The organism is Cupriavidus sp. 207A1, assembly GCF_057798955.1.
Genome location: NZ_JBYOJO010000004.1, coordinates 187,718 through 212,585 on the forward strand (window position 1 = coordinate 187,718; position 24,868 = coordinate 212,585).

General features: G+C 70.7%; 15 protein-coding genes. 4 read left to right on the plus strand and 11 right to left on the minus strand.

Features of this window, described 5'->3' with window-relative positions:
- Positions 1 to 105: 105 nt before the first annotated feature.
- The 10 genes from AC3FMM_RS08955 to AC3FMM_RS09000 all read right to left on the minus strand — a co-directional run bounded on the left by AC3FMM_RS08955 (position 106) and on the right by AC3FMM_RS09000 (position 18,116).
- Positions 106 to 2,574 (minus strand): CHASE2 domain-containing protein, encoded by a 2,469-nt coding sequence (locus tag AC3FMM_RS08955; protein ID WP_488686461.1) that lies wholly within the window; start codon positions 2,572 to 2,574, stop codon positions 106 to 108.
- The gene (locus AC3FMM_RS08960; RefSeq protein WP_414248583.1) at positions 2,552 to 4,255 is read right to left on the minus strand and encodes a FecR domain-containing protein; all 1,704 of its coding nucleotides are present in this window, start codon (positions 4,253 to 4,255) and stop codon (positions 2,552 to 2,554) included. The genes AC3FMM_RS08955 and AC3FMM_RS08960 overlap by 23 nt, the downstream gene beginning before the upstream one ends.
- Positions 4,248 to 4,973, minus strand: a complete 726-nt coding sequence (locus tag AC3FMM_RS08965; protein WP_115682430.1) for a response regulator transcription factor — start codon at positions 4,971 to 4,973, stop codon at positions 4,248 to 4,250. Before AC3FMM_RS08965 ends, AC3FMM_RS08960 begins: the two co-directional genes overlap by 8 nt.
- Positions 4,974 to 5,222: 249 nt before the next feature.
- Complete coding sequence (gene pelG, locus AC3FMM_RS08970) at positions 5,223 to 6,593, minus strand: exopolysaccharide Pel transporter PelG (RefSeq protein ID WP_115682429.1); 1,371 nt, start codon at positions 6,591 to 6,593, stop codon at positions 5,223 to 5,225.
- A 2-nt stretch (positions 6,594 to 6,595) separates the two neighbouring features.
- A complete protein-coding gene (gene pelF / locus AC3FMM_RS08975; protein ID WP_488686462.1) occupies positions 6,596 to 8,191 on the minus strand; it encodes a GT4 family glycosyltransferase PelF in 1,596 nt (531 codons plus the stop codon).
- Positions 8,188 to 9,174, minus strand: a complete 987-nt coding sequence (locus AC3FMM_RS08980) for a tetratricopeptide repeat protein (RefSeq protein ID WP_115682427.1) — start codon at positions 9,172 to 9,174, stop codon at positions 8,188 to 8,190. The genes pelF and AC3FMM_RS08980 overlap by 4 nt, the downstream gene beginning before the upstream one ends.
- Positions 9,167 to 10,606, minus strand: coding sequence for a PelD GGDEF domain-containing protein (locus tag AC3FMM_RS08985; protein WP_115713905.1), 1,440 nt, complete (start codon positions 10,604 to 10,606; stop codon positions 9,167 to 9,169). The genes AC3FMM_RS08980 and AC3FMM_RS08985 overlap by 8 nt, the downstream gene beginning before the upstream one ends.
- Before the next feature lie 65 nt (positions 10,607 to 10,671).
- Positions 10,672 to 11,238: a penicillin-binding protein activator LpoB gene (locus AC3FMM_RS08990; protein WP_172581882.1), complete on the minus strand. Its 567-nt coding sequence runs from the start codon at positions 11,236 to 11,238 to the stop codon at positions 10,672 to 10,674.
- A gap of 67 nt (positions 11,239 to 11,305) precedes the next feature.
- Positions 11,306 to 15,385 (minus strand): tetratricopeptide repeat protein, encoded by a 4,080-nt coding sequence (locus AC3FMM_RS08995; protein ID WP_488686463.1) that lies wholly within the window; start codon positions 15,383 to 15,385, stop codon positions 11,306 to 11,308.
- Positions 15,348 to 18,116 carry a bifunctional glycoside hydrolase/polysaccharide deacetylase family protein gene (locus AC3FMM_RS09000; RefSeq protein ID WP_488686547.1) on the minus strand — a complete coding sequence of 923 codons (2,769 nt, stop codon included), beginning with the start codon at positions 18,114 to 18,116 and terminating at the stop codon, positions 15,348 to 15,350. The genes AC3FMM_RS08995 and AC3FMM_RS09000 overlap by 38 nt, the downstream gene beginning before the upstream one ends.
- Before the next feature lie 1,100 nt (positions 18,117 to 19,216).
- On the opposite strand from AC3FMM_RS09000, the gene AC3FMM_RS09005 reads away from it, so the two are divergent.
- The 4 genes from AC3FMM_RS09005 (at position 19,217) to AC3FMM_RS09020 (ending at position 23,306) form a co-directional block, all read left to right on the plus strand.
- Positions 19,217 to 19,420, plus strand: a complete 204-nt coding sequence (locus AC3FMM_RS09005; protein ID WP_010810931.1) for a cold-shock protein — start codon at positions 19,217 to 19,219, stop codon at positions 19,418 to 19,420.
- Between the two features lie 222 nt (positions 19,421 to 19,642).
- On the plus strand, positions 19,643 to 20,506 hold the full coding sequence (gene hpnD, locus AC3FMM_RS09010; RefSeq protein WP_488686464.1) for a presqualene diphosphate synthase HpnD: 864 nt from the start codon (positions 19,643 to 19,645) through the stop codon (positions 20,504 to 20,506).
- 59 nt (positions 20,507 to 20,565) lie between these two features.
- A complete protein-coding gene (gene shc / locus AC3FMM_RS09015; protein WP_488686465.1) occupies positions 20,566 to 22,617 on the plus strand; it encodes a squalene--hopene cyclase in 2,052 nt (683 codons plus the stop codon).
- Entirely contained in the window at positions 22,614 to 23,306 is a 693-nt protein-coding gene (locus AC3FMM_RS09020; protein WP_326346532.1) for a phosphorylase, read from the plus strand. Before shc ends, AC3FMM_RS09020 begins: the two co-directional genes overlap by 4 nt.
- Positions 23,307 to 23,416: 110 nt before the next feature.
- Here the strand turns inward: AC3FMM_RS09020 and AC3FMM_RS09025 are convergent, their stop codons facing one another.
- On the minus strand, positions 23,417 to 24,682 hold the full coding sequence (locus AC3FMM_RS09025) for an Hsp70 family protein (RefSeq protein WP_488686466.1): 1,266 nt from the start codon (positions 24,680 to 24,682) through the stop codon (positions 23,417 to 23,419).
- Positions 24,683 to 24,868 lie beyond the last annotated feature (186 nt).

Genomic DNA, 24,868 nt, shown 5'->3' on the forward strand with positions numbered 1-24,868 from the left:
AGCGGTGCTCCGATGCTACGCAAATCCCCCGTTTGCGACTGCCAACAATTGTGTCGGCGGCCGTAACAGGCAGTGCCCTGAAACGCGTGCCGGGCCGCGATCACGTCATGCCGAGGCAGGCTGCGAGGTCGCGGAAAACGGCAGCTCGATGCGGAACACCGCACCCATGCCGGGCTGGCTGCGCACGCTGGCCTGGCCGCCATGTCGCTCGGCCACGGCGCGCACCAGCACCAGGCCCAGGCCGGTCCCTTCCGGCGCGCCCTGCTGGCCTTCGTGCAGCCGCGCAAATGGCTCGAACAGCCGCGCCTGGTCAGCCTCGGCGATGCCCGGCCCATGATCTTGCACGGCCACCACGAAGCGCTCCGGCGCGCGCGTCAGCGACACCGTCACGGTCCCGCCCGCGGGGCTGAACTTGATCGCATTGCTGACCAGGTTGGCGATGGCGCGCACCAGCAACGCGGGTTCGCCCTGCAGCACCGCGGGGTCGTCGGGCAGGTCGATCTGCAAGGACACCTCGCGCGCCCTGGCCAGCGCCCATAACTGATCGGTGGCGTCGAGCACCAGCCCGCCGAGCTCCACCTCCATGAACGCCAGCGCCTTCGACTCCGCGCGCGCGACGCTGATGAAATCGTCGGCCAGCGTCAGCGTGCGGCGCGCATGCGCGCCGATGCGGGCCAGCACGCCGCTGCCTGCGGCGGCATCGCCGGTGCTGGAGCCCGCCTGATGCGCGCGACGCTGTTCCAGTTCGATCAGCGCCAGGATCGACGCCTGCGGCGAGCGCATGTCGTGCGACAGGAAACGCAGCATCTGCTCGCGCTGGCGCTCCGCCAGGCGGATCGCGGTGATGTCGATCACGCTGACGATCAGGCCCGCCACGGCGCCGGATTCGCCATGCAGCGGCGCGCCATGCAGCAGGTAGCGGCGGTCGCCGCGCCCGGACACTTCGATGCCGCCCTCGGGCACCGGCGCCGCGGCCTGGGTCCACGCCGCCGGTGCGCCGGCGTAGCGATCGTGCAGCGCCTGCCAGTAGGCCAGCGCCGGTGCCGGTGCCGGGCACACCGCCTCGATCAGCGCGCGGATGCCGGGACGCGACAGGCCAGGCTCCACCGGCCCTTCCGGTACGCGCGCCAGCAGCGCCGGGGCCAGCGCCACGCAGCGCCGGTTGGCCAGCAGCACGCCGCCGTCGAGGTCGCAGATGGCGGTGGCATCGGGCAGGCTTTCCAGCCCGTCGGAAAGGAAGCGGCGCAGGCCGCGCAGCTGCGCGCTCATGCCGTAGACCGCGCGCATGCGGCTGTCGAGCGTGGCGCCGGGGTGGCGCGGCGCGGGCATCACGCCGGGCTCGCGCTCCAGCCGCGCCAGCTCGCCGCTGAGAAAGCGCAACGCCGCTTCCTGGCGCAGCCAGCTCCACAACGGATAGAACAGCACGCAGCCCAGCGCCGCGGCGGCCGGCGCGAACCATAGCCGCGCCAGCGCCAGCAGCGCCAGCGACCCCAGCAGCAGGCCGGACAGCAGCAGCCCGGTGGCGACCAGCGCGCCGCGCGGCGGCAGCCGCAGCGCCGCCAGCGCCGCCAGCAGCACCGCCAGCAACGTGCCGCCGGCCTGCCATGCCGGCGACACCGCGACAATGGCATCGCCGTCGCTCACCGCCTGCACCGTGTTGGCCAGAATCTCCACGCCGCTCATGCCGCGGCCGTCACGCGAGACCGGTGTCGGCAGCACGTCGCCCATGCCGGTGGCAAGCGCGCCGATCAGCACCGCCTTGCCGGCAAACATGGCCGGATCGACGCGGCCATCGAGCACGTCGCGCACCGACACGCGGGCGAAGGTGCCGGGCGGGCCGGCGTAGGGGATGCGCAGGCGGCCGCTGCGTTCCCAGCCATTGGCTTCGGCGACCACGGCGGGCTCGTGGCGCACGTTCTCTGGCAGCGCGCCCGCGCGGCCGAAGCCAGCCATCACCGCGGCCAGGTGCGGCACGCCGGCGGCAGCGACCGGATGCGGGCCTTCGCGCAGGTAGACCTGGCGCGCCACGCCATCGGTATCGACCACCATGTTGATATGGCCGACGGCGGCGCCCAGTCCGGCCAGCGGGTAGCGCACCAGCATCCCGGCGGGACCGGGCTCGGCCAGCACCGGCAGCACCACGTTGCCGGCCAGCGCCATGCTGCGCGCCAGCACGGCGTCGTCCTGCGGATAGCGGGTATCGCGCTCGGACAGGATCACGTCGACGCCGATCACGCGCGGGCCGCCGGCGGCGATGCGTTCGATCAGCTGCGCCAGCACCGCGCGCCGCCATGGCCAGCGGCCGATGGCGGTGATGCTGGCGTCGTCGATGCCGACGATGACGATGTCGTTGCGGGCGGGATGAGGCTGGGCGCCGATGGCGATGTCGTAGGCGGCCAGGTCGGCGCGTTCGGTCCAGCCCTGGCGCGCCGCGAGCATTACCAGCGCCAGCACCGCGGCGGCCAGCAGGCACCATTCGACCAGCGTGCGCTGGCCGAAGGCGCGCCCCGCCGCACGCGGCTCCGCGCGCGCGCCCGGCGCGCGGGTTGCGTCAGCGGAGCCGGATGCGGCCACCGCCGTCCGGCCGGTCGCCCGAACCGATTGCACCGCCCTGCCCGTCGCGCAGCATGGCGATGACTTCAATGCGCTGCGGCGCCGAGAACGCGGCCGGGTCGGGCGCCACGCCGGGCGCGGCGCGCGCCACGCGGATGAAATAGACCCCCGGCGCGGGGCGCGGCAGGTCGATGGCGTTGGTGGCGGTGTGCTCGTCCGCCAGCAGCGTGGCAAAGCCCGCATCGGCCGCCAGCTGCACCCGGTAGCCGGGGCCGCTGCCGCCATCGGGCCAGCCGATGTGCAGCGCGCCGCCGTCGTCCTGCAGGGTGGGAACCGGCGGCTTGGGCTCGACGCGGAACGGCACCGCGTCCGACCACGGGCCCGTCAGTCCCGCCGCATCGACACTGCGCACGCGCCACCACCAGCGGCCCGGCGCCAGCGCCTGCGCGGCGGGCGACGCGGCGGCGGCGTGGACGGCGGCGTCGCGGGTAAAGGCGGCATCGGTGGCGAGCGCCAGCTCGTAGCTGGCCGCGCCCGGCACCGTGGCCCATTCGAAACTCACGGCATCGGCATAGCGCACCGCATCCGCGGCGGGCTGCTGCGTGAAAGGTGCCGGCGGGTTGAGCCGCACCGAGACCGGCGCCTGCGCGTCATGGCCGGTCAGCTGGTGCCGGTCGATGGCGCTGACGCTCAGGTACAGCGTGCCTTCCGGCAGGCCATCGACCCGCACCCGGACGGCATCGGCGCCGCTGGCGGTGCCGGTCCAGACCAGTTCGCTCAGCGCCGCATCGCGCGCCACCCGCACGCGGTAGGCCACGGCGCCCGGCACCGGTTGCCAGGCCGCCTCGAACGAGGGCCCCAGCACGGTTTCATTCGGCGGCAGCAAGGCCGGCGCCGGCAGCAGCGCCACCGGCTGCGACAGCTTGCCGCCCGCCGACACGCCGATACCAAAGCCGGCCTCGAGCGACGCCGCCGCGGTCATCGCGCGCTCCGGTGCCGCTGCCGCTGCCGATCTTGCGCGCGCGGCGCTGACGCCGACACGGCCTTGCAGCACCTCGCTGCGGCTGCCGCCGGCATCGGCCGAAACCCGGTAACGGGTGCCGCGCACGCCGGTCACCATCATCGGCGTATGCATCTCGAAGCGGCCGACGCCACCGCCCTCGGGCGCCACGCGGGTCTCGGCGGCCCCCTTGTCGAGGCGGATCACGGTATCGACCAGGCCGCTGCGCGCGAACGTGCGCAGCCGGTTCACCGCCACCGTGGTCGCGGGCGGCAAGGTGACGCGGGTGCGGTCCGGCAGCTCCAGCGTGACCGAGCCGCCGGCGGGAGTCTCGATGCGCGCTGCCTCGTCAAGGGTCATGCCCACTTGCACCGGCCGGCCGTTGGCGCGCACCTCGCCGCTGACGTAAACCACACGCGCCGACGCCGCCTGCTCCGGGATCTGGCTCAGCGGGATGCGCACGCGCGACCCCGGCACCAGCCGGTACGGATCGGCCACGCCGTTCAGGCGCTGCAGCGTGCGCCAGCCCTGCTCGGATGCCATGTAGCGCGAGGCCAGCCCGATCAGCGTATCGCCCGGTTCCACCACGTAGATGAAGTCGGCGCCCTGCGCGCCCGCGGGCCCGGCCTGCGCCGGCACTGCTGCACCGGCCAGCACGGCCAGCGCGATACCACGCACGACCCTAAGCACGCACCTAAGCATCGCGGTCCTCATCCGCCTGCGCTTCGGCGGCGGAAATCTCCTCGAAACGATAGCCGTGCGAATACACCGAGGTCAGCCGCACGCCGTTCTCGGGGCGCAGCCCCAGCTTCAGGCGCAAGCGGGAAATATGCGTGTCGAGCGTGCGCGAGCCCGCCCCCATGGCGCGGCCCCACACCGCCTGCTCCATCACTTCGCGCGCCAGCAGGCGCCCGGTATTGCGGAACAGGAACAGGGCCAGCTCATATTCGCGCGGCGACAGCACCGCGGCTTCGCCGCCGACGGTGATGGTGCGCGCGTGGGTATCGACGGTGTAGTTGCCGCGCCGGATCAGCTCGACTTCCTGCGCGGCCTCCGGGTAGGCGCGACGCAGCAGCGAGCGCACGCGCGCGACCAGCTCGCCGGCGCGGATAGGCTTGAGCATGTAGTCGTCGGCGCCCACCGTCAGGCCGTCGACGATATCGGATTCGGCGGTACGGCTGGTGACGAACAGGATCGGCGGCATGTTGCCGGACTTTTGCCGCACCCAGCTGACCAGCTCATAGCCGCTGGTGCCCGGCAGCTGCCAGTCGACCAGCAGCAGGTCGTAGGCGCGCTCGCGCAGCGCGCGCAGCAAGTCGGCACCGTTGGCGAAGGATTCGCACTCGAAACCGGCTTCGCCCAAAATCTGCCGGATCAGTTCGGCCTGATCCGGATCATCCTCCACGGATGCAATTCGCATACCTCTACACCCTTCTGCCAGCTTCCGACTGCAACTGCGGTCTCTGCCACGGCGTGTCGACGGCTCGGCCGGCAAGTCATTCTTTGTATTTCACCCTGGCAAGGGGGCGCGGCCGTCGATCTGAACCGGCGGGCCAGGCCGAAGCCCGCCGGCTGCCGCCATGTTACCCAATCGCGGCCCATTCCGTCGAGACGCCCCGAGGTGGGGTGCGCCGGCGTGCCCACCTGGCACCATTGCACCCTGCGCACGCTATTGCAGCATGTAGGTCTCGTACTCCAGCCGCTCGAGCTTGTGGTCCAGCATGGCCAGCGCCAGCGCCACCACCACCAGCAGCGACACCGCGAAGCCATAGCCATACCAGGCCGGCCCCAGCTGCAGCGTCACCAGCGTCAGGGCGCAGTTCAGCACCACGAACAGCGCGGTCAGCAGCAGCACCTCGCGGCGCCGGTCCAGGTAGAAGTAGATGTTGAGCACGCCCAGCAGCACCACTTGCAGGCTGGCGCCGATCACGTCGACGTACAGCAGCGGCAGGTACAGCTCGGAAATGCCCAGCAGCCGCAGCACCCAGGTACCGACCGCGAACAGCAGCAGCGCGGCAATGGCCTGCACCTTGACGATCTCGTACAGGCCCAGCCGGATGGTCTGGACCATGGTGTTGCGCATGTCCTCGATATGCTCGAGCGAGCTGCCGCCGCGCACCGCATCGTAGAACGCGTCGTAGTATTCGACGAAATCGGTCTCGATTCGCACCAGGAACACCGCCATGCCGGGAATGATGGCGAGGTAGGCCAGGAACACCGGGATGTCGTAGATGATCGACGCGCGCAGCGGCCCGATCACCTGGTGGCCGGTGGACGGCGCGTACCAGAACATGAACTTGTCGATCCAGATGCCCAGGTTGTAGAGCAGCCCGATCGCCACCAGGCTGGGGTAGGCATAGCGGCGCCGGAACACCTCGAACGAGATGAACTGGCGGCTGGTGTAGTTGCGGTAGATCAGGGTCACCATGCCGGTCAGCAGGCACAGCTGGCCCGCGACAAACCCGCCCAGCAGCCCTTCCATGCCGTAGCGGCGCAGCCCCAGCGCGGCCGCCACCGAGACCGCGTAGCCCAGCAGGAAGGTCCAGACGATGGCCTTGTATTGCTTCATGCTCGACAGGAAGATCGCGGCGATCCAGATATTGCTCAGCACCACGAAGCCCGCCACCATCAGCAGCCGGTACAGCACCGACTGCTCGCCGAAGCTGAACGCCGCGCACGCCACGCCGATGCCGCCCGACAGCACCGTGGCCAGCAGCGCCACCGCGTGGTAGTTGCTGAGGATCAGGTGGTCGCGCTTCTCGAACAGCCGGTCCGAGGTAAAGCGCGTGAACGACAGCTGCATCGGCCCGGTCAGGATCAGGCTGCCCGCGATCAGGTAGGTCACCGAGACCTGGAACTGCGTGATCAGCGTGCCCGGCACCACGAACGGCAGGCTCAGCATGCCGATCAGCAGGATGCCGACGATCGACAGGATCCACGGCCCCGAGCTGATGATGCCGGCATACGCGTAGGCGCTCAGCATGCCGGACAGGTTGTCCCGCCGCAGCATCTTGCGCAGCTCGAATCCAATCCCAGCCATGCTCAGGCTCCTCGGTGGACCGGGCAGCGCGCGGGATTGCCGCCGTGCCGTGCTGGTCCGTCATGCCCGGCGCCATCGGGCTGCGCCATCAGCCGTTGATACAGTTCGCGGTAGCTGCCGACCATGCGCTCCTGGGTGTAGTAGCGCTCCACGCGCGCCACGCCCGCGGCCTGCGCCCCCTGCCAGCGCGCCGGCTCGCGCAGCAGCCCGAGCGCGGCCGCGGCCAGCGCGGCGGGGTCGGCGATGCGCACCACCTCGCCCGCCTGGCCCAGCGCGGCGTCCTCGCCGGGCAGGCCGAACAGCAGCTCGCGGCACGAGCCCACGTCGGTGGTCACGCACGGCACGCCCGCGGCAAAGCCTTCCAGCACCACCAGCGGCAGCGCCTCGCTGATCGAACTGAGCACCAGCACGCCCACCTGCGGCAGCAGCGCGTCGATGCGCTGGAAGCCGAGGAATTTCACCTTCTTGCCCAGGCCCAGGCTTTCGGCCAGGCTGCGGCATTCGCGCGCGTATTCCGGGTCTTCGTCCTCCGGGCCGGCGATCCAGCCTTCGGCCTCGGGGTATTCGCGCACCACCGTCAGCATCGCGCGGATAAAGGTCTTGACGTCCTTGATCGGCACTACCCGGCCGATCAGGCACAGCACCGGCGGCACCCCCGGCTGGCGCCGCGCGCGCAGCGGCGCCAGGCGCGGCAGGTCGATGCCGTTGGGGATGCTGCGCGTGCGCGCCTCGGGCGCGCCGTCCTGCACCTGGCGGCGGCGGTTGCCTTCGTACAGCGCGACGATGTCGTCGCCGGCGTCATAGCAGACCCGGCCCAGGGTTTCGAAAAAGCGCACCCACAGCTCGCGGAAATAGCTGATCTGGGAGATGTCGCGCTCGAACACATTGCGGTTGTCGCGGATCCACTGGCTCTGGAACAGGTCGATCTTGCGTTCCTTGGTATAGATGCCGTGCTCCGACACCAGCAGCGGGCGCTGGTTGCGGTGGCGCAGCAGCGCGCCCAGAAAGCCCGCATAGCCGGTGGAAACGGTGTGGTAGACGCGCGCCGGGATCAGCCCGTCGGCAATCCGCACCAGCTGCCACAGCGGCTTGTGCATGATGCGCACGGTCCAGAAGTAATCGGTGAACGACGGGTCGGTGCAGAAGCGCCGGTATTGGTCGGTGATGGTCTGCCAGGCACGGCGGCTGTACAGGAACGCGTCCTCGCCCAGCGCGCCGCCTTCGCGCAGCGCCGGCATCAGTTCGCGGATCATCGCGCCAGCCTCGGCCTCGCGGCCCGGCTCGCGCAGCAGGTCGTGCAGGCGGTCGGCGGCGTCGAACGCCTTCGCGTCGCCGCTGCGGCCCTGCGCCAGCGGCGGCGGTGGAAAGTCATAGAGATAATGCGTTTCCAGGTGCACCACGTTGGCCGGCAGCTGGTAGGCCATATCGCCATAGTCCTCGCGCCGGCTGCCGATAAAGACGATGCCGAAGCGCAGCTCGGGGAACGCGCGGATCATCTGGTTGACCCAGCTCGACACGCCGCCGCTCACGTACGGGAAGGTGCCTTCGAGCAGCAGCATGACGTCGGCCGACGCCGCTTTCAAGAGGATCTCGCTCATGATTGCCAGTACCGCAGCAGGGGCCGCACCAGCGGGAGCGGCGAGGGGCTGTCAAACGATGCCATCAGCTGTCGCACCGCGGCGTAGTCGCGCTCCAGGTAGGCGGCTTCGGCCAGGTGCGGCAGCACGCGCTCGCGCGCGAAGCCGAGCGCCTCGGCGCGCTGCAGCCAGGCGCGCGCCTCGCGCGGGGCGTTGCGCGCCAGCGCCAGGCGCCCGCGCATGTACCACAGCGAGGCAATGCCGTCGTCATGCGACAGCGCCGCGCTGGCGTAGCGCTCGACCTGGCTGGCGGTATAGCGGTAGACGTCGCCCTGCACCAGGTTCTGGTAGATCAGTTCCCAGTACAGGTCGGCCAGGCGCTTGCTGATCTCGGCGCGCTCGCTCGGACTGTAGGCGGTTTCCAGCCGCGGCAGCTCGGCCAGGATCTGCTGGGTCAGCTGCTTCTCGGCGCCGTCCAGCATGCCGTAGGCCAGCAGCCGGATATCGTCGGCGCTGTCGGCCAGCAGCTCGCGCAGCACCGGGCTGACGGTGCGCGCCGGCATCGACTGCATCGCCACCAGCGCGGTCATGCGCTCCGGCAGCGGCGCGCGCGCATTGCCCAGCTGCGCCCGCAGCCGCGCGCCGCCGCCGTGCGTGACGCGCGACATCAGGTGCGTGACGAACTCGGGCAGGCCCACGGTGCCGATGCCGCTGGTGTCGATGCGGCGCGGGAACAGCTTCGACAGCAGGTAGCTGCCCACGCACACCAGCGCGCCGCCGAGCGGCACGAAGAAGCAGAACAGCGCCAGGAAGCCGTAGCTCCACGCGAACGGCACGCGCATGCGCCGCGGCAGCAGGCGCCACAGCAGCAGCGCCGTCAGCGCCGCGGCCACCGCCTGCATGCCCAGGAACGCCAGCAGCAGCGCGGTGCTGTTGCCGGCGCGCGCCAGCAGCGCCAGCGCGGCGATCTGGGCGGCCAGGCCGCCGGCGCCGAACTTAAACATGGGGCGCTTCCCCGGCCGCCGGTGTCGGCCGCGCCGCCGTGCCGTCGACCTGGGCCCGGCGCAGCAGCTTGACCAGCGCCTCTTCCGCGCCGGTCGCGGGCACCGCCAGCGAGTAGACGCCGATGCCGGCGCTGGTGAAATCGGTGCCGAACTGCGCGCGCAGCATGTCTTCGATGCGCACCAGGTAGGCCGCCACGGCCTGCGCATCGGACAGCGGCATCAGCGTCAGCATGGCGCGGTGGTGGGGATTGACCAGCGGCCAGGCCACGTCCAGCGCGCGCCGGCTGCGCACCACCTGCTCGAACAGCGCATCGCGCTCGGGATCGGTGTCGAACACCAGCGCCACCACCGAGCTGTCGATGCCGGTCTCGCGCTGCAGCCGCGACAGGCGCGCATAGTCCAGCGCAAACGGATACGGGCATGCCGGCAGCGCCGCCAGGATGGTGCGGGTGGCGCCGACATGCTCGACGCCGTCGGCGTAGTAGCCCAGCAGCACCATCAGCATCTGCAGGTTCTCGTAGTTGAGCGACAGGAACGGCATGCGCTCCACCACCAGCAGGCCGATCAGGTGGTCGGAGCCCGCCAGCACCGGCGCCACCGCCACGTAGCGGGTGCGCGCATCGTGCTGCAGGCCCTCGGCGCGCAGGTGGGCCAGCTGGCGCGTGTCCAGGCAGTGGCGCACCAGCGGATCGGTGGGGTCGAGGGTGAAGGCCGGGCCGATGCTGGCCGCGGGCTCGGCGTCGACGCGCTCGCCGTTGCAGGCGTAGAGCGCGGCCGCCTCGACCTGGCAGGCCTGCGCCACCACCTGCAGCACCGGCTGCGCGCCGGCCAGCACGTGGCCGCCGCGGGCGGCCTCTTCCAGCGCCACGCCGCGCAGCTGCGACAGCGTGTCGCGCAGCGTGGTGGGCCGCGCCAGCAGGTCGTTTTCCAGCCGCGAGTGGGAGATGCGCAGCAGGTAGTGGTTCTTGGTCAGCGCCGCCAGGCGCTCGTCCAGGTAGCGGTTGACGGCGCGCGCGCGCGCCAGGCGCGTGCCCCAGATATCGCCGAACTGCCCCGCCACCAGCACCAGCAGCAGGCCGCCCAGGAAGAACAGGCGCGGGAACGGGCCGGGCATCACGCCGGTCTGATGGTACACATACCAGGCGCCCAGCAGCATCAGCACGCTGCCCACGCCGATCAGCGTGCCGTAGCGCAGCGCCAGGACCACCGGCAGCAGCCAGGCCCACGGAAAGCCCATGCCCAGCAGCAGCGGGTTCTGCGGCAGCACCAGCCAGGCCAGCCCCAGCGCGGCCAGCATTGCCACCACCAGTTCCACCACGGCGGCCGGCCCGGTGACCGCGGGCGCGAGCAGGCGCGCATAGCGCCCGCCCAGGCCGATGCCCTGTCCCTGCCGCGCGCGATAGGTGTTGTCAGCCGTCTTGGCCACGCTCATCCCCTTGCTCCAACCATCCATCGCCGCGCTGGCGCGGCGCCGTGCCGATCAACGCCACCCTCACCTCAGCCCTGCATCAGTGGCGCCAGCAGGCGGCGCAGCAGCTTCTGCGCGGTGCCCGACAGCGAGGCACGGCTCCAGCCGCTGTCGCTGCCGGTGGCGGACCACACCACTTCGCCGCTGTTCACGTCGAGCAGCTGCAGCGAGATGCCGACCGCCGGCTCGCCGTCCACGCCCACTTTGTAGCGCCATTCCTGCACCGCGCCGGTGAGCGCATAGCGGGCCTTCTCGGCGCGCGCCCATTCCAGCGCCTTGCCCACCGCCTCGCGCTCGGCCGGCTCGAACAGCGTTTCCGGGTTCAGCGCGGCCGGATAGCGCTTCAGGCTGGCCACGCCGCCGGTCTTGAGCAGGCTCTCGGCGATGGCTTCGGCGCGCAGGCCGGCCTGCGGCGTCTCGGTGTAGTTGACGATCGGCAGCACCGCGATGGTCTCGCCGCGCGCCAGCGCCGGCGCGCGGCCGACGTCCGTCACCGCGCAGCCCGCCAGCCACAGCGCCGCGCCCAGCGCGCCGCACCATGCCGCCAGCCGCCTCGCCACCGTCTTGCCCGTCATGCCCGTGCCTTGCTTGTCCATATTCATCCCCTTTTTCCGTATTGCCATATCTGTTGATGCCCCGCCTGTCCCGCCATGCGCCGCGCGCTCAGTACAGCCAGCGGTAGCGCAACCCCAGTTCCGTCATCGGCCGCCCGCCGTTGCGCGCCGCGGTCTCGTGCGAGACATAGAGCGCCAGGTGGTCGTTGCCGAACAGAGATCCCGCCACGCCGCCCTGCACGCGGAAGTTCTGCCGCGCGCGGGTGTCGTGCAACAGCCCGATCTCGCCGAACGGCCGCCACTTGCGGGTGTATTCGTCCAGCAGCTCGGTGCCGAAGCCGAACAGCACGCCAGCCTGCGTGAAGCCCTGCGGCATGTAGAACGCCGGTGTCGCGGCGTCGCCGGCCGGCACCAGCGCGGCCTGGCGCGGCGTCAGGCTGCCGCCCTGCGTGCTGTAGCTGGCGTGCGTGGCGACCACGCGCACGGTGTAGTCCGGATACGCGGTGCGGATCTTGTAGCCGGCCTCGACGTCATACACCATGCCGTGGCCCAGCGTGCTGCGGTCCTGGCCGCGGAAGCGGCTGTACTCGATGCGCGCGCCGACGAACTCGCGCAGGCTGAAGCGCCACGTCGCGCCCAGCCCCAGCACGTCCTTGGCGCCGCCCACGCGCAGCGGCGCGGACTCGTCGGCCGGCTGGTTGAGCCCGGCCAGCGTGCTGAACTGCAGCCGCCCCTGCTGGTTCCACTCGCCGAAGAAGCGCGCCGTGGCCATGGTGTCGAGGCCCTCGCGGTAGCCCGCGGTGGCGCGCCAGCGCTGGTTGCTGTCGCGGTAGCCCAGCGACAGGTCGGCGCTCCGGTCCGATGCTGGCACGTTGGCCAGCTGGCGCGGATCGGTGCTGCGCTGGTCGCGCCAGGTGCCGCGCAGGTTCAGGTCATAGCCGTCCCACAGCCGCACGCCGCCGGCCAGGCTGCCTTCGGTGAACTCCAGCGGCTTCTGGTGCAGAAAGCGCACGCGCGGCTCGATCGCCTGGGCGTTGAACAGCAGCGTGTCGCGCAGGGTTTCCTGCAGCGCGTCGTCGGAGCGGGCCCGCTCCTGGGTTTCGAAGGCCAGCGTCTGCGCCGCGCCCAGGCGGTCCAGCCGCTGGTTGGCCTCGATCTGGCTCGCCACCGGCACGCGGCCGGCCTGGCGCTCCAGGATGCGGTCCAGGCTGTTCAGGTCCTGCCGGTCCAGCGCGATCGCCACCTCGGCATACGCCGGGCGCTGCAGCCGGCTGGCGTACTGGCGTGCCAGCCAGCCGCGCGCCAGTTCGTTCGATTCCGCCGACATCGCCCACGCCAGCGCGGCATCGCGCCCGGCGGCCGACAATGCTGCCTCGCGCCGCGCCGCGTCGCGCACGACCTCGGCGGGCACGGGCTCGCGCAGCGGCGGCAGTCCTGCGATCTCGCCCAGCTGCGACGCCGCGTCCGCGTCGGGCGGGCTTAGTTCGCGCGCCGCCGTGGAAGCGCGGTCGGCGCGCAGCATCTGGACCACCAGCGCGCGCGAGACCTCGCCCGAGGCAAAGATCTGCCCCAGCGCCACGGTCTGGCGGCGCAGGTCCGCGCGCGACGGCGCGCCCGAGGCGTTTTCGCGCTCCTCGTCGCCATCGGCATGGTCCGGGCGCATGCGCGCATCGCCAGCGCCGCGCCGGGCCCAGCCACGATGCAGATCGATCCACGCCTGCCGGCGCACGCGCCAGGCCATGTCGGTCTGGCCGACGGCTTCATAGGCGTCGGCCAGCAGGCTGAGCCAGAGCGGATCGGCGCTCTTGCCGTCGTTGAGCTTGCGCAGGTAATGCAGCGCCGCGCGCCCGTCGTGGAAGCGCATATGGCCGGCGGCGAAGGCGCCCCACAGGTCGGGATTGTCCTCGGCCTGGTCCTGCAGGCGGCGCATCACCGCGCGCACCTCGGTATCGCTGCCCTGGTCGACCAGCGTCCACAGCAGCGCCGCCAGCGTTTCGCTGTCGGCGTCCGGCAGGCCCGCGGCATGGCGCAGGTCGGCCAGGGCCTGCTCGCGTTGGCCCGTGACGCGGTAGTACTCGGCGCGACGCATCAGGAAGCGGCCCGACTGCCAGGCGGCGCGGCGCTGCTCCGCGCTCATGTCCTGCAGCAGCCGCTCGATGCGGCGGTAGGCGTGGGCGCGCGTGTAGTAGTACAGCGCCAGCTCCAGCGAGGCCGGGCTGGCGCTGCGGCGCCAGTCGGCCTCGGCGATGCGGCCGGCGTCGATCGGGGTCCTGTCGTAGTAGGCGATCAGGTTGGAGAAGTCCGCTTGTTGCGTGGCGCGGACCTCGGCCGTGCAGTCGTTGCGCGCCGGGCCCTCCGGCAGCTGCCGGCAGTGCTCGTCGCGGGTCTGCGCGGCCGCCATCATCAGATGCCGATAGCCGTCCTGCAGCAGGTCGTCGCGCTGGTTGAGCCGCGCCAGCTCGGTGAACGTGCGCCAGAACAGCAGGTCGCGCGGACCCGCGGCGGCGCGCGCCGGCAGCATCGCGTCGAGCGCCTGGGGCAGCCGGCCGCGCACATAGAGCAAGTTGGCCAGCTTGAGCGCGTAGGCGGGGCGCGGGCCGAAGCGCTGCTGCAGCTGCGTATAGAGCTGGAAGGCGCGCTCGTCCTTGCCGGCGCGTTCGGCCAGCGCGGCGTGGCGCTCCATGATGTCGCGCGCCTTCGGGCCCCGGCTCAGGCCTTCGAGGAAGCGCATGGCCTCTTCCGGCTCGCCCAGGCGCTCGTAGGCGGCCACCACCTCGTCCACCGTCTTCAGGTCCGAGCCGCCCGCGCGGTGGCGCAGCGCGGCCAGGTAGGCGCGATCGTCTGACAGCCCCGGCGCCAGCCGCATCACCGCATCCCACGCGCGCTCGTCGTTGGTGGCGCGGGCATAGTCGAGCCAGCTCTTCAGCGCCACCGCCGGCTGGCGGTTCCATTCCGCCACCTGCGCCAGCCGCTCGCGCCAGATCGGCTCGGCCGGCAGCCGGTGCACCGCGGTCTCGGCCACGCGCTGGGCCTGGTCGAGCTTGCCCGCGGCCAGGAACACGCGATAGGCCAGCTCGTAGTCGTCGGCATTGAACCTGGTCTCGTCCGGCTGCGCGGGCGCGGTTGCCTGGGCCGCAGCCCTGCTCACGCCGAACTGGCCGGAAGCGGCCAGCGCCTCGCGCAGCGCCACGCCGCGCGGCCCGTCGAGAAACACCACGCCGCGCTCGCGCCACGGCTGGCTGGCCGCGATGCGCCGCACCTCGGCCTCGCGCGCGGCCAGCGCGGCCGGGTCCGCATGGCCGGCATCGCGCAGCCGCGCCGACACCTTCAGCAGCCGCTCGACATAGCGGCTGGCCTGCTCGGGCTTGTTGGCCGCCAGCGCCAGCCGGGTCAGGTAGCGCAGCACCTCGGGGTCGTCGAGCAGCTTGCCGCCGTGGCGCTCGGCCTGCGCCAGCGCCTCGTCCAGAAGGTTGCCGGACTGCAGGGTCTGCACCGCCTTCAGGAACAGCGCGCGCCGCTCGGCCAGCGTGGTCGCGGCCGCCTGCTGCGCGAACAGTGCGTTGGCGGCATCGCGGTAGTCGCCGCCGGCAATCGCCATCTCCGCCAGCTGGCGGTTCCAGAATGCCGCGTTGTTGCGGTCCTGGCTCGCCAGCGCGGTATAGAAACGGCGCATCGCGGCATCCGCGCCGGCCTGGCGCGCCTGCGTGGCCAGTGCCTGCAGGTCGGCCATGCTCCAGCGGCGGCCGGCGGCCTGGTCCAGCAGGCTGCGCAGCTGCACCAGGTTCTGTTCGCGCTCGGCGGTTTCCGGCTGCGCGGCCCAGGCGCGCTGCTGCGCGATCTCGATACGCGTGCGCAGCACCTGGCCCGACAGGTCGATGCCCTGCACCGCCTGCATCCGCTCCAGCATCGCCTGCGCGTCTTCCAGGCGGCCGGTGCGCGCGTATTGCTCGGCCAGCACGCCCATGAAGGCGGGATCGTCGGGCGTGACCTTCCACCAGGCTTCCAGGTAGGCCATGGTCAGCCCGTCGATGGTGCGGCCCTGCCCCAGCAGCCGTTCGCGCAGGGTTTCGCGCGGGAACATCAGCGCCAGGCCGATGCCCACGATCGCGGTAAAGGTCAGCACCAGCGTCGGCGGCAGCAGCCGCTCGCGCTCAGCCGGCGCAGCGGACTTCGACTTGTTGCCTGACATGATTGGGGTCGGTCACGGGTGCGGTATCGACGCGCAGCGTGTTGCGTTCGCGCACCGCCGCCACGGCCTTGCCATCGACGCTGATGCGGCAGTGGCCGGCGTTGGCCAGGCGGAAGAACGGCTTGAAGTAGCCACTGAAGGCAAAACGGGTGACGCCGTCGCGCTGCGACCAGTCGCGCACGATGCCGTTGGCTTCGGCGAGTTGCGGCGTGGCGGCCGCCGTCAGTGCGGCCGAGTCGCGCATGGCAAAGCGCGCATCGCCGCCGTCCAGGTGCAGGTAGACGCCGCCGCCGGGCGCCGGCGAGGTTCCGGTCACGCCCTTCGCCGCGGCAATGTCGGGCAGGCCCGCGCCGCTCCAGCGCAGGTTGCGCAGGTTGCTGTCGCCGCGCACGATCCATTGCGTGGCGCTGCTGCCGGCACTGCCGTCGCCCACTTCGCGCGCCACCGCCATCTCCTGCCAGTCGAGCACCTTGCGCACGTAATCGGTCGAATGCAGCGGCAGCAGCGGCTGCGCCAGCACGTAGTCGTAGACCTTGCGCAGCGCCTTCAGCGACGCCGCCTTGGTGCCGGAGTAGCTGTGGTAGTAGATGTTGACGGGCTTGAAGCGATACGGCCGGTCGGTCAGCTCGAAGGTCTCGATCACGCGCTCGAAGCCGTAGAACGGGCCATGCCACAGGTTGGTGTAGACATTCTCGTTCTGGTTGGGCGCGAACACCTGGAAGGTGCCGCCCGGCTTGTTGATGCCCAGCGGCGCGATCGCGGTCCAGCTGGGATTGCTGCGCGTGATCAGCGTGTCGCCGCCGTTCATGTTGAACACGCGCGCCTGGTCGGTCAGGCGCAGGGCCTCGGCCGGCGGCTGGCAGTCGCCCGACCACAGCAGCAGGCTGACCGGCTTGCCGGCGGGCGCCAGGCTGCGGTTGATGTAGTCGATGGAACCACCGATCTCGCGGTTCAGGTCCATGGTGTAGCCGGGGATGTTCAGGTGGAAGGCCTCGTCGCCCGCGCCCGCGGCGGCGTTGCCGCCCTGAGCCGGAACCGTGCGCGCCCACTCGAACGGATGCGAGAAGGTATGGCTGGCCACCTCGACATAGGGCTGGGCGAAGATCTTGCGCGCGATCGGCTCCAGTTCGGCGGCGAGCTTCGGGTACATGCCGTCGCGGCTGACCTCGCCCTGGATCACCGACATGGTCATCGGCAGCCGGTAGCGGTCGAAGATCTCGCGCAACAGCACCTCGCCGGAGAAGCCGCCGCCGGGAATCTCGGCGCGCGAGGCAAAGCCGTCGCCATCGATATGGATGGTCAGCAGGCGCCGGCCGTTCTCGGTGGTGACGTCGGGCACCGGCATCGCGGGCAGGCGCAGCGCCTCGCGCAGGAAGTCCAGCGGCTGCACCACCCAGCGGCTGTCGGCGGTGCCGATGCCGCTCTCGTGCACCGCATACGGCCCCAGCACATAGCCGCCCCACGGCGTGATGGCCGCGGCGTCATAGGTCAGCGTGCCGGAGCGCAGGCGCAGCAGCGTGCGGAAGCCGTCGCCATCGGGCACCTGGATCGCCTCGGCCTGGTTGCGGTCGGGCGCCACCGGCATCTCGAAACCCATCATCGGGTCCTTGGCCAGCACCTCGACCGGGCCCGATACGCGCCCCCTCACCGCCTTCAGGCCGAAGCCGCGCGCCACCGCGCCACTGACGCTGGTGCCGAAGTCGTTCAGGAACACCACCGGCATGCCCTGCGCCATGCGCGCCTGCACCCAGGTGTGGAAACGGCCCGGCTGCGCCGTGACCTTGCCCGTCAGGTACATCACCACGCCGGCATAACGGTCGGGGCCGATCTCGGGCAGCTCCTCGCTGGTGTCGGCAAATTCGACGCGGTAGCCCAGGTAGTTGAGCGGCATCGAGACAAAGCGCACGCCCTCGGACTGGTCGATCGCCACGCCCGGGCCGCGCTCCTGCACCACCAGCACGCGCCGCGGCAGCACTTCGACCTTGCCGATGCCGATGGTCTGCAGGCCGGGGTCGGCAACATAGGGGGTGATGCCCAGCGCGCGGATGCGCCGCGCGGTGTCGCGCGCGCAGCGGCGGTCCGCCGGCGGGCAGTAGTCGATCGACACCACCGGCAGCCGGTATTGCTCGCGGATGGTGCGCGCCTGCGCCAGCAGCCAGTCGCGGTCGGCCTGCGGCACCTCGACATAGCGGCCCTGGGCCTGGTTCCAGCCGCGGAACAGCGACTCGAAGGCAACGGCATACGCCAGGCCATGCACCTGCGGCAGGATCTCGAAGCCGCGGTTGAAGATCAGCCGGGCATCGGGGTAGCGCGCCTTGATCGCGCGCACCACGCGCACCAGGCCGGCTTCCTGCCGCGCGCGCTCGGCGTCGGTTTTGGCGGCGAGCTGGTACGAGTCCAGGGTATCCAGAAAGAAGCCGCGGAAACCCCGTGCCCACAGCGGCGCGATCACCTTGTCGACATAGAAGGCGGGCCAGCCGTCGGCCGCCTGGTCGATCACCGGCGCGTTCCACGCGTCGTTGCGGCCGACGAACCAGCTCTTGGGGATGTCCTTGAAATACGGGCGGCCTTCCAGCACCTCGCCCACGCTGACATAGGCAAACCAGGCGGTCGCGGGGGTGGCGACCCGGCGCGGGTCGAAGCCGCTGTCGGGTTCGACCACGGCGATATCGAATGCCTGCAGCGCGTCGACCGGCGGCTTGGCGCCGTAGTGCAGCGCGATCGACGGCATTGCCGGCGCGGATGCCGCAGCGCCGGCTGCCGGCTGTGCCGCGGCGGCCCCGGCCGCTCCGAGGGCCAGCGCCAGCGCAGCGCACTGCGCCAGATGCCCCAGCAAGGCCAACCATCCCGGCCGGCATGGCGTGCAGCCACCCAGGCCGCGCCGGCTGCCTTGCGCTTCCCCCAGTCGATTCACAGCGTGCTTCCCTTTATTTTTGCGCACCCGAAGTGCACGGTGCCAGACATTTTAGAGGCGGTTCGCGACCGCGTGCGCCTGGTTCTGACCGTCAATTCGGAAAAGTCCGATGGTATCCGGCATCCGCATGCTAGAGCAGGCACCGGGCCCGTATTGTCAACAATTGTCCCGAAAAGGAGACATGGAGGCGGCTCGGCCGCCCGCGTGGGCGGCCGATGCTTGGGGACGACGGGCTGCCAGCCAGCCTCGGAAAGATCGATCCTCGCTACGCCCAGCGAGGTCGCTGTCCGTCAGCGGATTTCCGGACAGCCGCTTTGCCACCACATGAAATCTTTGCGTTCATTCTCTTATGTATGGACGCGCATGCAGGCCATTGACTCATGTATTGGCATGGATAACCTGTCTGCTGTCACGGGTATAGTGGTTTATCCGCATAATGTTATATCCGCGACGGACTGGCCTCACCCGAACGCGGTAGGAACGGTGCCGTAAAAATTTGTAAAAAAGATGGCACCAGCTTGCAGCGGGCGGCAGCCCATTATGCACGACTACATGGCACGCGGCCCGGCTGCGGTGCATGCACAGGCAAACGCAACAATAAAAAATCAGGGAATTCACTGAATCGGTACTGAAGTAGAAAACGCTAATATCTCCTGTCGGAACCTCTCATCATGATTAGGCGCTTAGCCTGATTGACACACCGGGAAAATTCGGCAGAATGATTCCCACTTGTGCAGCGCCCATTCGGTGTGTCATTTGGTGTTGTCGTTCCGTGACGGTTTCGGTTGTCACGACAGCGACATATCGAAGTCATATGGAATGCGCTGGCGGGGAAGATAAAACAGATCCGCCGGGTGCTTGCACACGGTGTATAACGAGCGTTTTCGCTCATTTTGAAATTCAAGGTTGAGATAGATATGGAAACCGGTACCGTTAAGTGGTTCAACGACGCCAAGGGCTTCGGCTTCATCACGCCGGATGAAGGCGGCAACGATCTGTTCGCGCACTTCTCCGCAATTGAAGGCAATGGCTTCAAGTCGCTGAAGGAAGGCCAGAAGGTGCGCTACGTCAAGGCCATGGGCCAGAAGGGCGAGCAAGCCACCAAGATTCAGGCCCTCTGATACCGGTGAGGTTCCGGCTGGCCCGACGGGTCGGCCGGCACGAAAGCCCCGCAGATTTGCGGGGCTTTTTGTTTGGGCGCAACCATGCTGCAGCACGGTTGCGCCCGCGCCGTTGCAGGTGAAATTGCTATAATCGCCCGACCCACAACCACCTCCCAAACGAGTCGCGCGCCAACGCCGCGCGGCCGGCGCGGGACGGTAAGCAGCGTGTCGAGGAGTTACGTGGCCGGTACTCAGATCGCAGCTTCAGACAGCCGCTCCGGCATCGGCGCCCAGGCTGGTCCCGCCGCCTCGTCGGGCAGCTCCTTCCATGCCGCGCTGCGCATCCTGCCGGCGGCGCAGCGCCAGGCCATGTTTCAGATCTACGCGTTCTGCCGCGCCGTCGACGATATCGCCGACGGCGACGCGCCGCATGCCGAGCGCCTGGCCGCGCTCGATGCCTGGCGCCGCGACATCGACGCCTGCTACGCCGGCAACCCGCCCGCGCCGCTGCAGCCGCTGTACGCGCAAATCCGCGCCTACGACCTGCAGCAGGCTGACTTCCTCGCCGTGATCGACGGCATGACCATGGACGTGGTGCAGGATATCCGCGCACCGGATGCCGCCACCCTCGACCTGTACTGCGACCGCGTGGCGAGCGCGGTGGGCCGGCTGGCGGTGCGCGTGTTCGGGCTGGAGACGGATTGCGGGATTGCGCTGGCGCACCACCTGGGCCGTGCGCTGCAGCTGACCAATATCCTGCGCGATATCGACGAGGATGCCGCCATCGGCCGGCTCTACCTGCCGGCCGAGGCGCTGGCGGCGGCCGGCATCGCGGCCGCCACGCCCGCGGCCGTGGCCGCGCACCCGGCGCTCGGGCAGGCATGCGCGGCCGTGGCGCGCGAGGCCCAGGCCCACTACGACCAGGCCCAGGCCATCATGGCGCGCTGCCCGGCACGCCAGGTGCGTTCGCCGCGCATCATGGCCGAGGTCTACCACCGCATCCTGGCGCGGCTGTGCGCGCAGGCCTGGCGGGCGCCGCGCCAGCGCGTACGCCTGCCGCGCGCGCAATTGCTCTGGATCGTGCTGCGCCACGCCATTGGCTGAGCGCGGCATGTCGATGCACGCCGGGGCCGGCCATGCCGGCGCCGGCACAAGGAGGTTGCATGTCGATTAACGAGACCGCCCTTGCCAACGCTGCGCCGCACACCGATGCGGCGCAGCGTGAGCCGGCCGGCCCGGCGCAAGCGCCGGCGACACGCTTGTCCGCGCCAGCGCTAGACCATGGCATCGGCCGCGCCCTCGACGCGCTGCTGCACCAGCAGCGCCCCGACGGCCACTGGATCTATGAACTCGAGGCCGACGCCACCATCCCCGCCGAATACGTGCTGATGGTGCACTACCTCGGCGAAGCGCCCGACCTCGACCTGGAAGCGCGCATGGCGCGCTACCTGCGCCGCATCCAGAACCCGGACGGCGGCTGGCCGCTGTTCCATCAGGGCCGCTCCGACGTCAGTGCCAGCGTCAAGGCGTATTTCGCGCTGAAGATGGCGGGCGACGATCCGCAGTCCGCGCCGATGCAGCGCGCGCGCCAGGCCATCCACGCCATGGGCGGCGCCGAGGCCACTAACGTGTTCACGCGCACGCTGCTGGCGCTGTACGGCGTGCTGCCATGGAAGGCGGTGCCGATGATGCCGGTCGAGATCATGCTGCTGCCGCGCTGGTTCCCGTTCCACCTGTCCAAGATCTCGTACTGGGCCCGCACGGTGATCGTGCCGCTGCTGGTGCTCAACAGCCTGCGCCCGCAGGCGCGCAACCCGCGCGGCATCGGCATCAACGAACTCTTCGTCGGCAACTGCCACACGGTGGGCCTGCCGCCGCGCGCGCCGCACCAGCATGCCGGCTGGTACACGGTGTTCCGCGGGCTCGATGCGCTGCTGCGCGTGGCCGAGCCGCTGCTCCCGCGCACGCTGCGCCGGCGCGCCATTGCCGCGGCACAGCGCTTCGTGCGCAAGCGACTCAACGGCGAGGACGGGCTGGGCGCGATCTTCCCGGCGATGGCCAACAGCGTGATGATGTTCGACGTGCTGGGCGTGCCGCCCGACGATCCGGCGCGCGCGGTGGCGCGGCGTTCGCTCGAGCGCCTGCTGGTCGAGCACGGCGACGAGGCCTATTGCCAGCCCTGCCTATCGCCGGTGTGGGATACCGCGCTGGCCACGCACGCGCTGATGGAAACCGGCGAAGTGCGCGCGGCGCAGGCCGCCGGGCGCGCGCTTGACTGGCTCAGGCCGCTGCAGGTGCTGGACCTGCGCGGCGACTGGGCGGTGCGGCGCCCGCTGGTGCGCCCCGGCGGCTGGGCCTTCCAGTACGCCAACGCCTACTACCCCGACGTCGACGACACCGCGGTGGTGGCCGCCGCCATGGACCGCTTCATGCGCGCGCACGATGCGCCGGGGCGCTACGGCGAAGCGGTGGCGCGCGCCACCGAGTGGATCGTCGGCATGCAGAGCGGCAACGGCGGCTGGGGCGCATTCGAGCCCGAGAACACGCACCTGTACCTGAACAACATTCCCTTCGCCGACCACGGCGCGCTGCTGGACCCGCCCACCGCGGACGTGTCGGCGCGCTGCCTGTCGATGCTGTGCCAGACCGGCGCCACCCCCCGCAAGAGCGAGCCCGCCGCGCGCGCGCTGCGCTACCTGCTGGCCGAGCAGATGCCCGACGGCAGCTGGTTCGGCCGCTGGGGCACCAACTACATCTACGGCACCTGGAGCGCGCTGTGCGCGCTGAACGCCGCCGGCCTGCCGCCTGCTGCGCCCGAACTGCAGCGCGCGGTGGCGTGGCTGGCACGGATCCAGAACGCCGACGGCGGCTGGGGCGAGGACGGCAGCAGCTACCGGCTCGACTACCGCGGCTACGAACCCGCGCCCAGTGTGGCCTCGCAAACCGCGTGGGCGCTGCTTGCAATGATGGCGGCGGGCGCCGCGCAGCATGCGGCGGTGGCGCGCGGCATCGACTACCTGCTGCGCACGCAGCAGCCCGGCGGCCTGTGGCATGAGCCCCGCTTTACCGCGGTGGGCTTCCCGCGCGTGTTCTACCTGCGCTATCACGGCTATGCGCGCTACTTTCCGCTGTGGGCACTGGCGCGCTACCGCAACCTGCAGCGCGGCCATGCCGATCACAGGGGCCACAGCGGCCAGGTGTCGTGGGGTCTGTGACGGCGCCGTTCGTGCTGGTCGTCACCGGCATGGCGTTCGAGGCGCGCATCGCGGCCGGACCGCACTGCCGCGTGGTGCACGGCGTGCGCGGCCTGGCGCTGGAGCAAGAGGTGTCGGCAATGGCCAGCCGGCACTGCATGGGCATCCTCAGCTTTGGCGTGGCGGGCGGGCTGGAGCCGGCGCTTGCGCCGGGCGATGTGGTGCTGGCCGATGCGGTGTGCGCGCCCGGCGAGCGCTACGACACCGACACGACGTGGACGCGCGCCATGCACGCGGCACTGCCGCACGCCCGCATCGGCACCGCGGCCGGGGCCGACCAGCCAGTCCTGACGGTGGCCGCCAAGGCATCGCTGCACCGGGCCACGGGGGCGCTGTGCGTCGACATGGAATCGCACCTGGCCGCGCGCATGGCGTCGGCGTGCCGGCTGCCGTTCGCGGCGTGCCGGGTGATCGTCGATCCGGCTTCTCGCGCCGTGCCGGCCGCTGCCGCGGCTGGCATGGGCGATGACGGCAAGACCGATGTGGCCGCGGTGCTGGGCGGGCTGCTGCGCGCGCCGCAGGAACTGCCGGCGCTGTTGCGCCTCGCTGGCGATGCTGCGGCCGCGCGCGGGGCGCTGCGAGCCGCAAGGCTGGCGCTGGGCGATGTATTTGGCCTGCGCGACATGCGCTCACAGCACGCTGACTCTTGAAGCGGCTGATGGGGACCCGCGGAGCAGCGAGATGACGCCGGTTTCTCCAACACTAACTGGGGGCTCCCTCTCCCGCAAGCGGGAGAGGGAGCAAAGCTAAAACCAATCCCTCATCCAAACTTCCTCGCCGCATCCAGCGCCAGCCCGCTGCCGATGCTGCCGAAGCGGTCTCCTTCCACGCAGCGCGCCTCGGGCAGCAGCGCTGCCAGCCGCTGGCGCAGCAGCGGCACGCTGCTGGAGCCGCCGGTAAAGAAGATGGTGTCGACCGCGGCGCCGCGCACGCCGGCGTCGGCCAGCAGCTTGTGCACGGTCTGCTCGGTCTTCGTCACCAGCTTGTCGATCGACGCATCGAACTCGTCGCGCGTGATGGTCAGCGACAGGCCCGGTTCCAGCCGGTGCAGGTCCACCTCGGTGCTGCCCGTGTCCGACAGCGCGATCTTGGCGGCTTCGACCTGGATTGCCAGCCAGTGTCCCGCGCGCTCGCGGATCAGCCGCACCAGGCGGTCGAGCTTGACCGTGTCCGCGGCGTCGCGATAGTTGTCCATCACCAGCGACCACGCCTTGCGCGTATAGAGCAGGTTGATGGTGTGCCAGCTGGCCAGGTCGAAATACTGGCTCGACGGCATCGCCTTGCCGTTGCGCAGCGCGCTGCCCAGGCCCAGCAGCGGCATCGCGCGCGCCAGGCTGAGCGCGCGGTCGAAGTCGGTGCCGCCGATGTGCACGCCGCCGTTGGCCAGGATGTCGTCGCGCCGGTCGCTGCGCGCGGCGCGCTCGGGCGACAGCCGCACCAGCGAGAAGTCCGAGGTGCCGCCGCCGATATCGGCAACCAGCACCAGCTCCTCGCGCGTGATGCCGGCCTCGTAGTCGAAGGCCGCCGCGATCGGTTCATACTGGAACGCGACCTCGCTGAAGCCCGCGTCGCGCGCGATCCCGGCCAGGGTGTCTTCGGCCAGCTGGTCGGCCACCGGGTCCTCGTCGATAAAGAACACCGGACGCCCCAGCACCGCGCGCGAGAACCCGGTACCGGCGGCCTGCTCGGCGCGCGACTTAAGCTCGCCGATGAAATGCGCCAGCAGCTTGCGGAACGGCATGGCCTGGCCCATCACCTCGGTGCTGTCGTCCATCATCGAGGTGCCCAGCAGGCTCTTGAGCGAGCGCATCAGCCGGCCCTCGTAGCCTGCCAGGTAATCGCCCAGCGCGGCGCGGCCGTAGCTGACCAGCGGATCCTCGGCATGGAAGAAGATCACCGACGGCAGCGTCGCCTTGCCATCCTCCAGCGGCAGCAACGCGGCCGCGCTGCCCGGGCGGCTCCAGCCCACCGTCGAGTTGGACGTGCCGAAATCCAGGCCGCATGCGTTTGACATCTTCGATTCCATTTTCCTGCCAGCTAAGTGGCCCACGCGGCACAAGACCGTTGCGGGCGGGGGCGCTATTGTAGGGCAGCCACCGGGTCCGTGCCTGTCGGCTCCGACCGCCATGCCGGCGGCACCTCCAAGGCAACCTTGACAGGGATGCGGAGCGGCTCCTATGCTGCGTCTGTTCTTTATAAAAGAGCGTTGTTC

Coding starts and splice junctions, on each gene's coding strand:
- AC3FMM_RS08990 (WP_172581882.1), bottom strand. CDS start 11,238: ATGGACAAGCAAGGCACGGGCATGACGGGCAAGACGGTGGCGAGGCGG.
- shc (WP_488686465.1), top strand. CDS start 20,566: ATGTCGATTAACGAGACCGCCCTTGCCAACGCTGCGCCGCACACCGAT.
- AC3FMM_RS09005 (WP_010810931.1), top strand. CDS start 19,217: ATGGAAACCGGTACCGTTAAGTGGTTCAACGACGCCAAGGGCTTCGGC.
- AC3FMM_RS08980 (WP_115682427.1), bottom strand. CDS start 9,174: ATGTTTAAGTTCGGCGCCGGCGGCCTGGCCGCCCAGATCGCCGCGCTG.
- AC3FMM_RS09025 (WP_488686466.1), bottom strand. CDS start 24,682: ATGGAATCGAAGATGTCAAACGCATGCGGCCTGGATTTCGGCACGTCC.
- AC3FMM_RS08965 (WP_115682430.1), bottom strand. CDS start 4,973: ATGCGAATTGCATCCGTGGAGGATGATCCGGATCAGGCCGAACTGATC.
- AC3FMM_RS08995 (WP_488686463.1), bottom strand. CDS start 15,385: ATGTCAGGCAACAAGTCGAAGTCCGCTGCGCCGGCTGAGCGCGAGCGG.
- pelG (WP_115682429.1), bottom strand. CDS start 6,593: ATGGCTGGGATTGGATTCGAGCTGCGCAAGATGCTGCGGCGGGACAAC.
- AC3FMM_RS08985 (WP_115713905.1), bottom strand. CDS start 10,606: ATGAGCGTGGCCAAGACGGCTGACAACACCTATCGCGCGCGGCAGGGA.
- AC3FMM_RS09000 (WP_488686547.1), bottom strand. CDS start 18,116: ATGCCGTCGATCGCGCTGCACTACGGCGCCAAGCCGCCGGTCGACGCG.
- pelF (WP_488686462.1), bottom strand. CDS start 8,191: ATGAGCGAGATCCTCTTGAAAGCGGCGTCGGCCGACGTCATGCTGCTG.
- AC3FMM_RS08960 (WP_414248583.1), bottom strand. CDS start 4,255: ATGCTTAGGTGCGTGCTTAGGGTCGTGCGTGGTATCGCGCTGGCCGTG.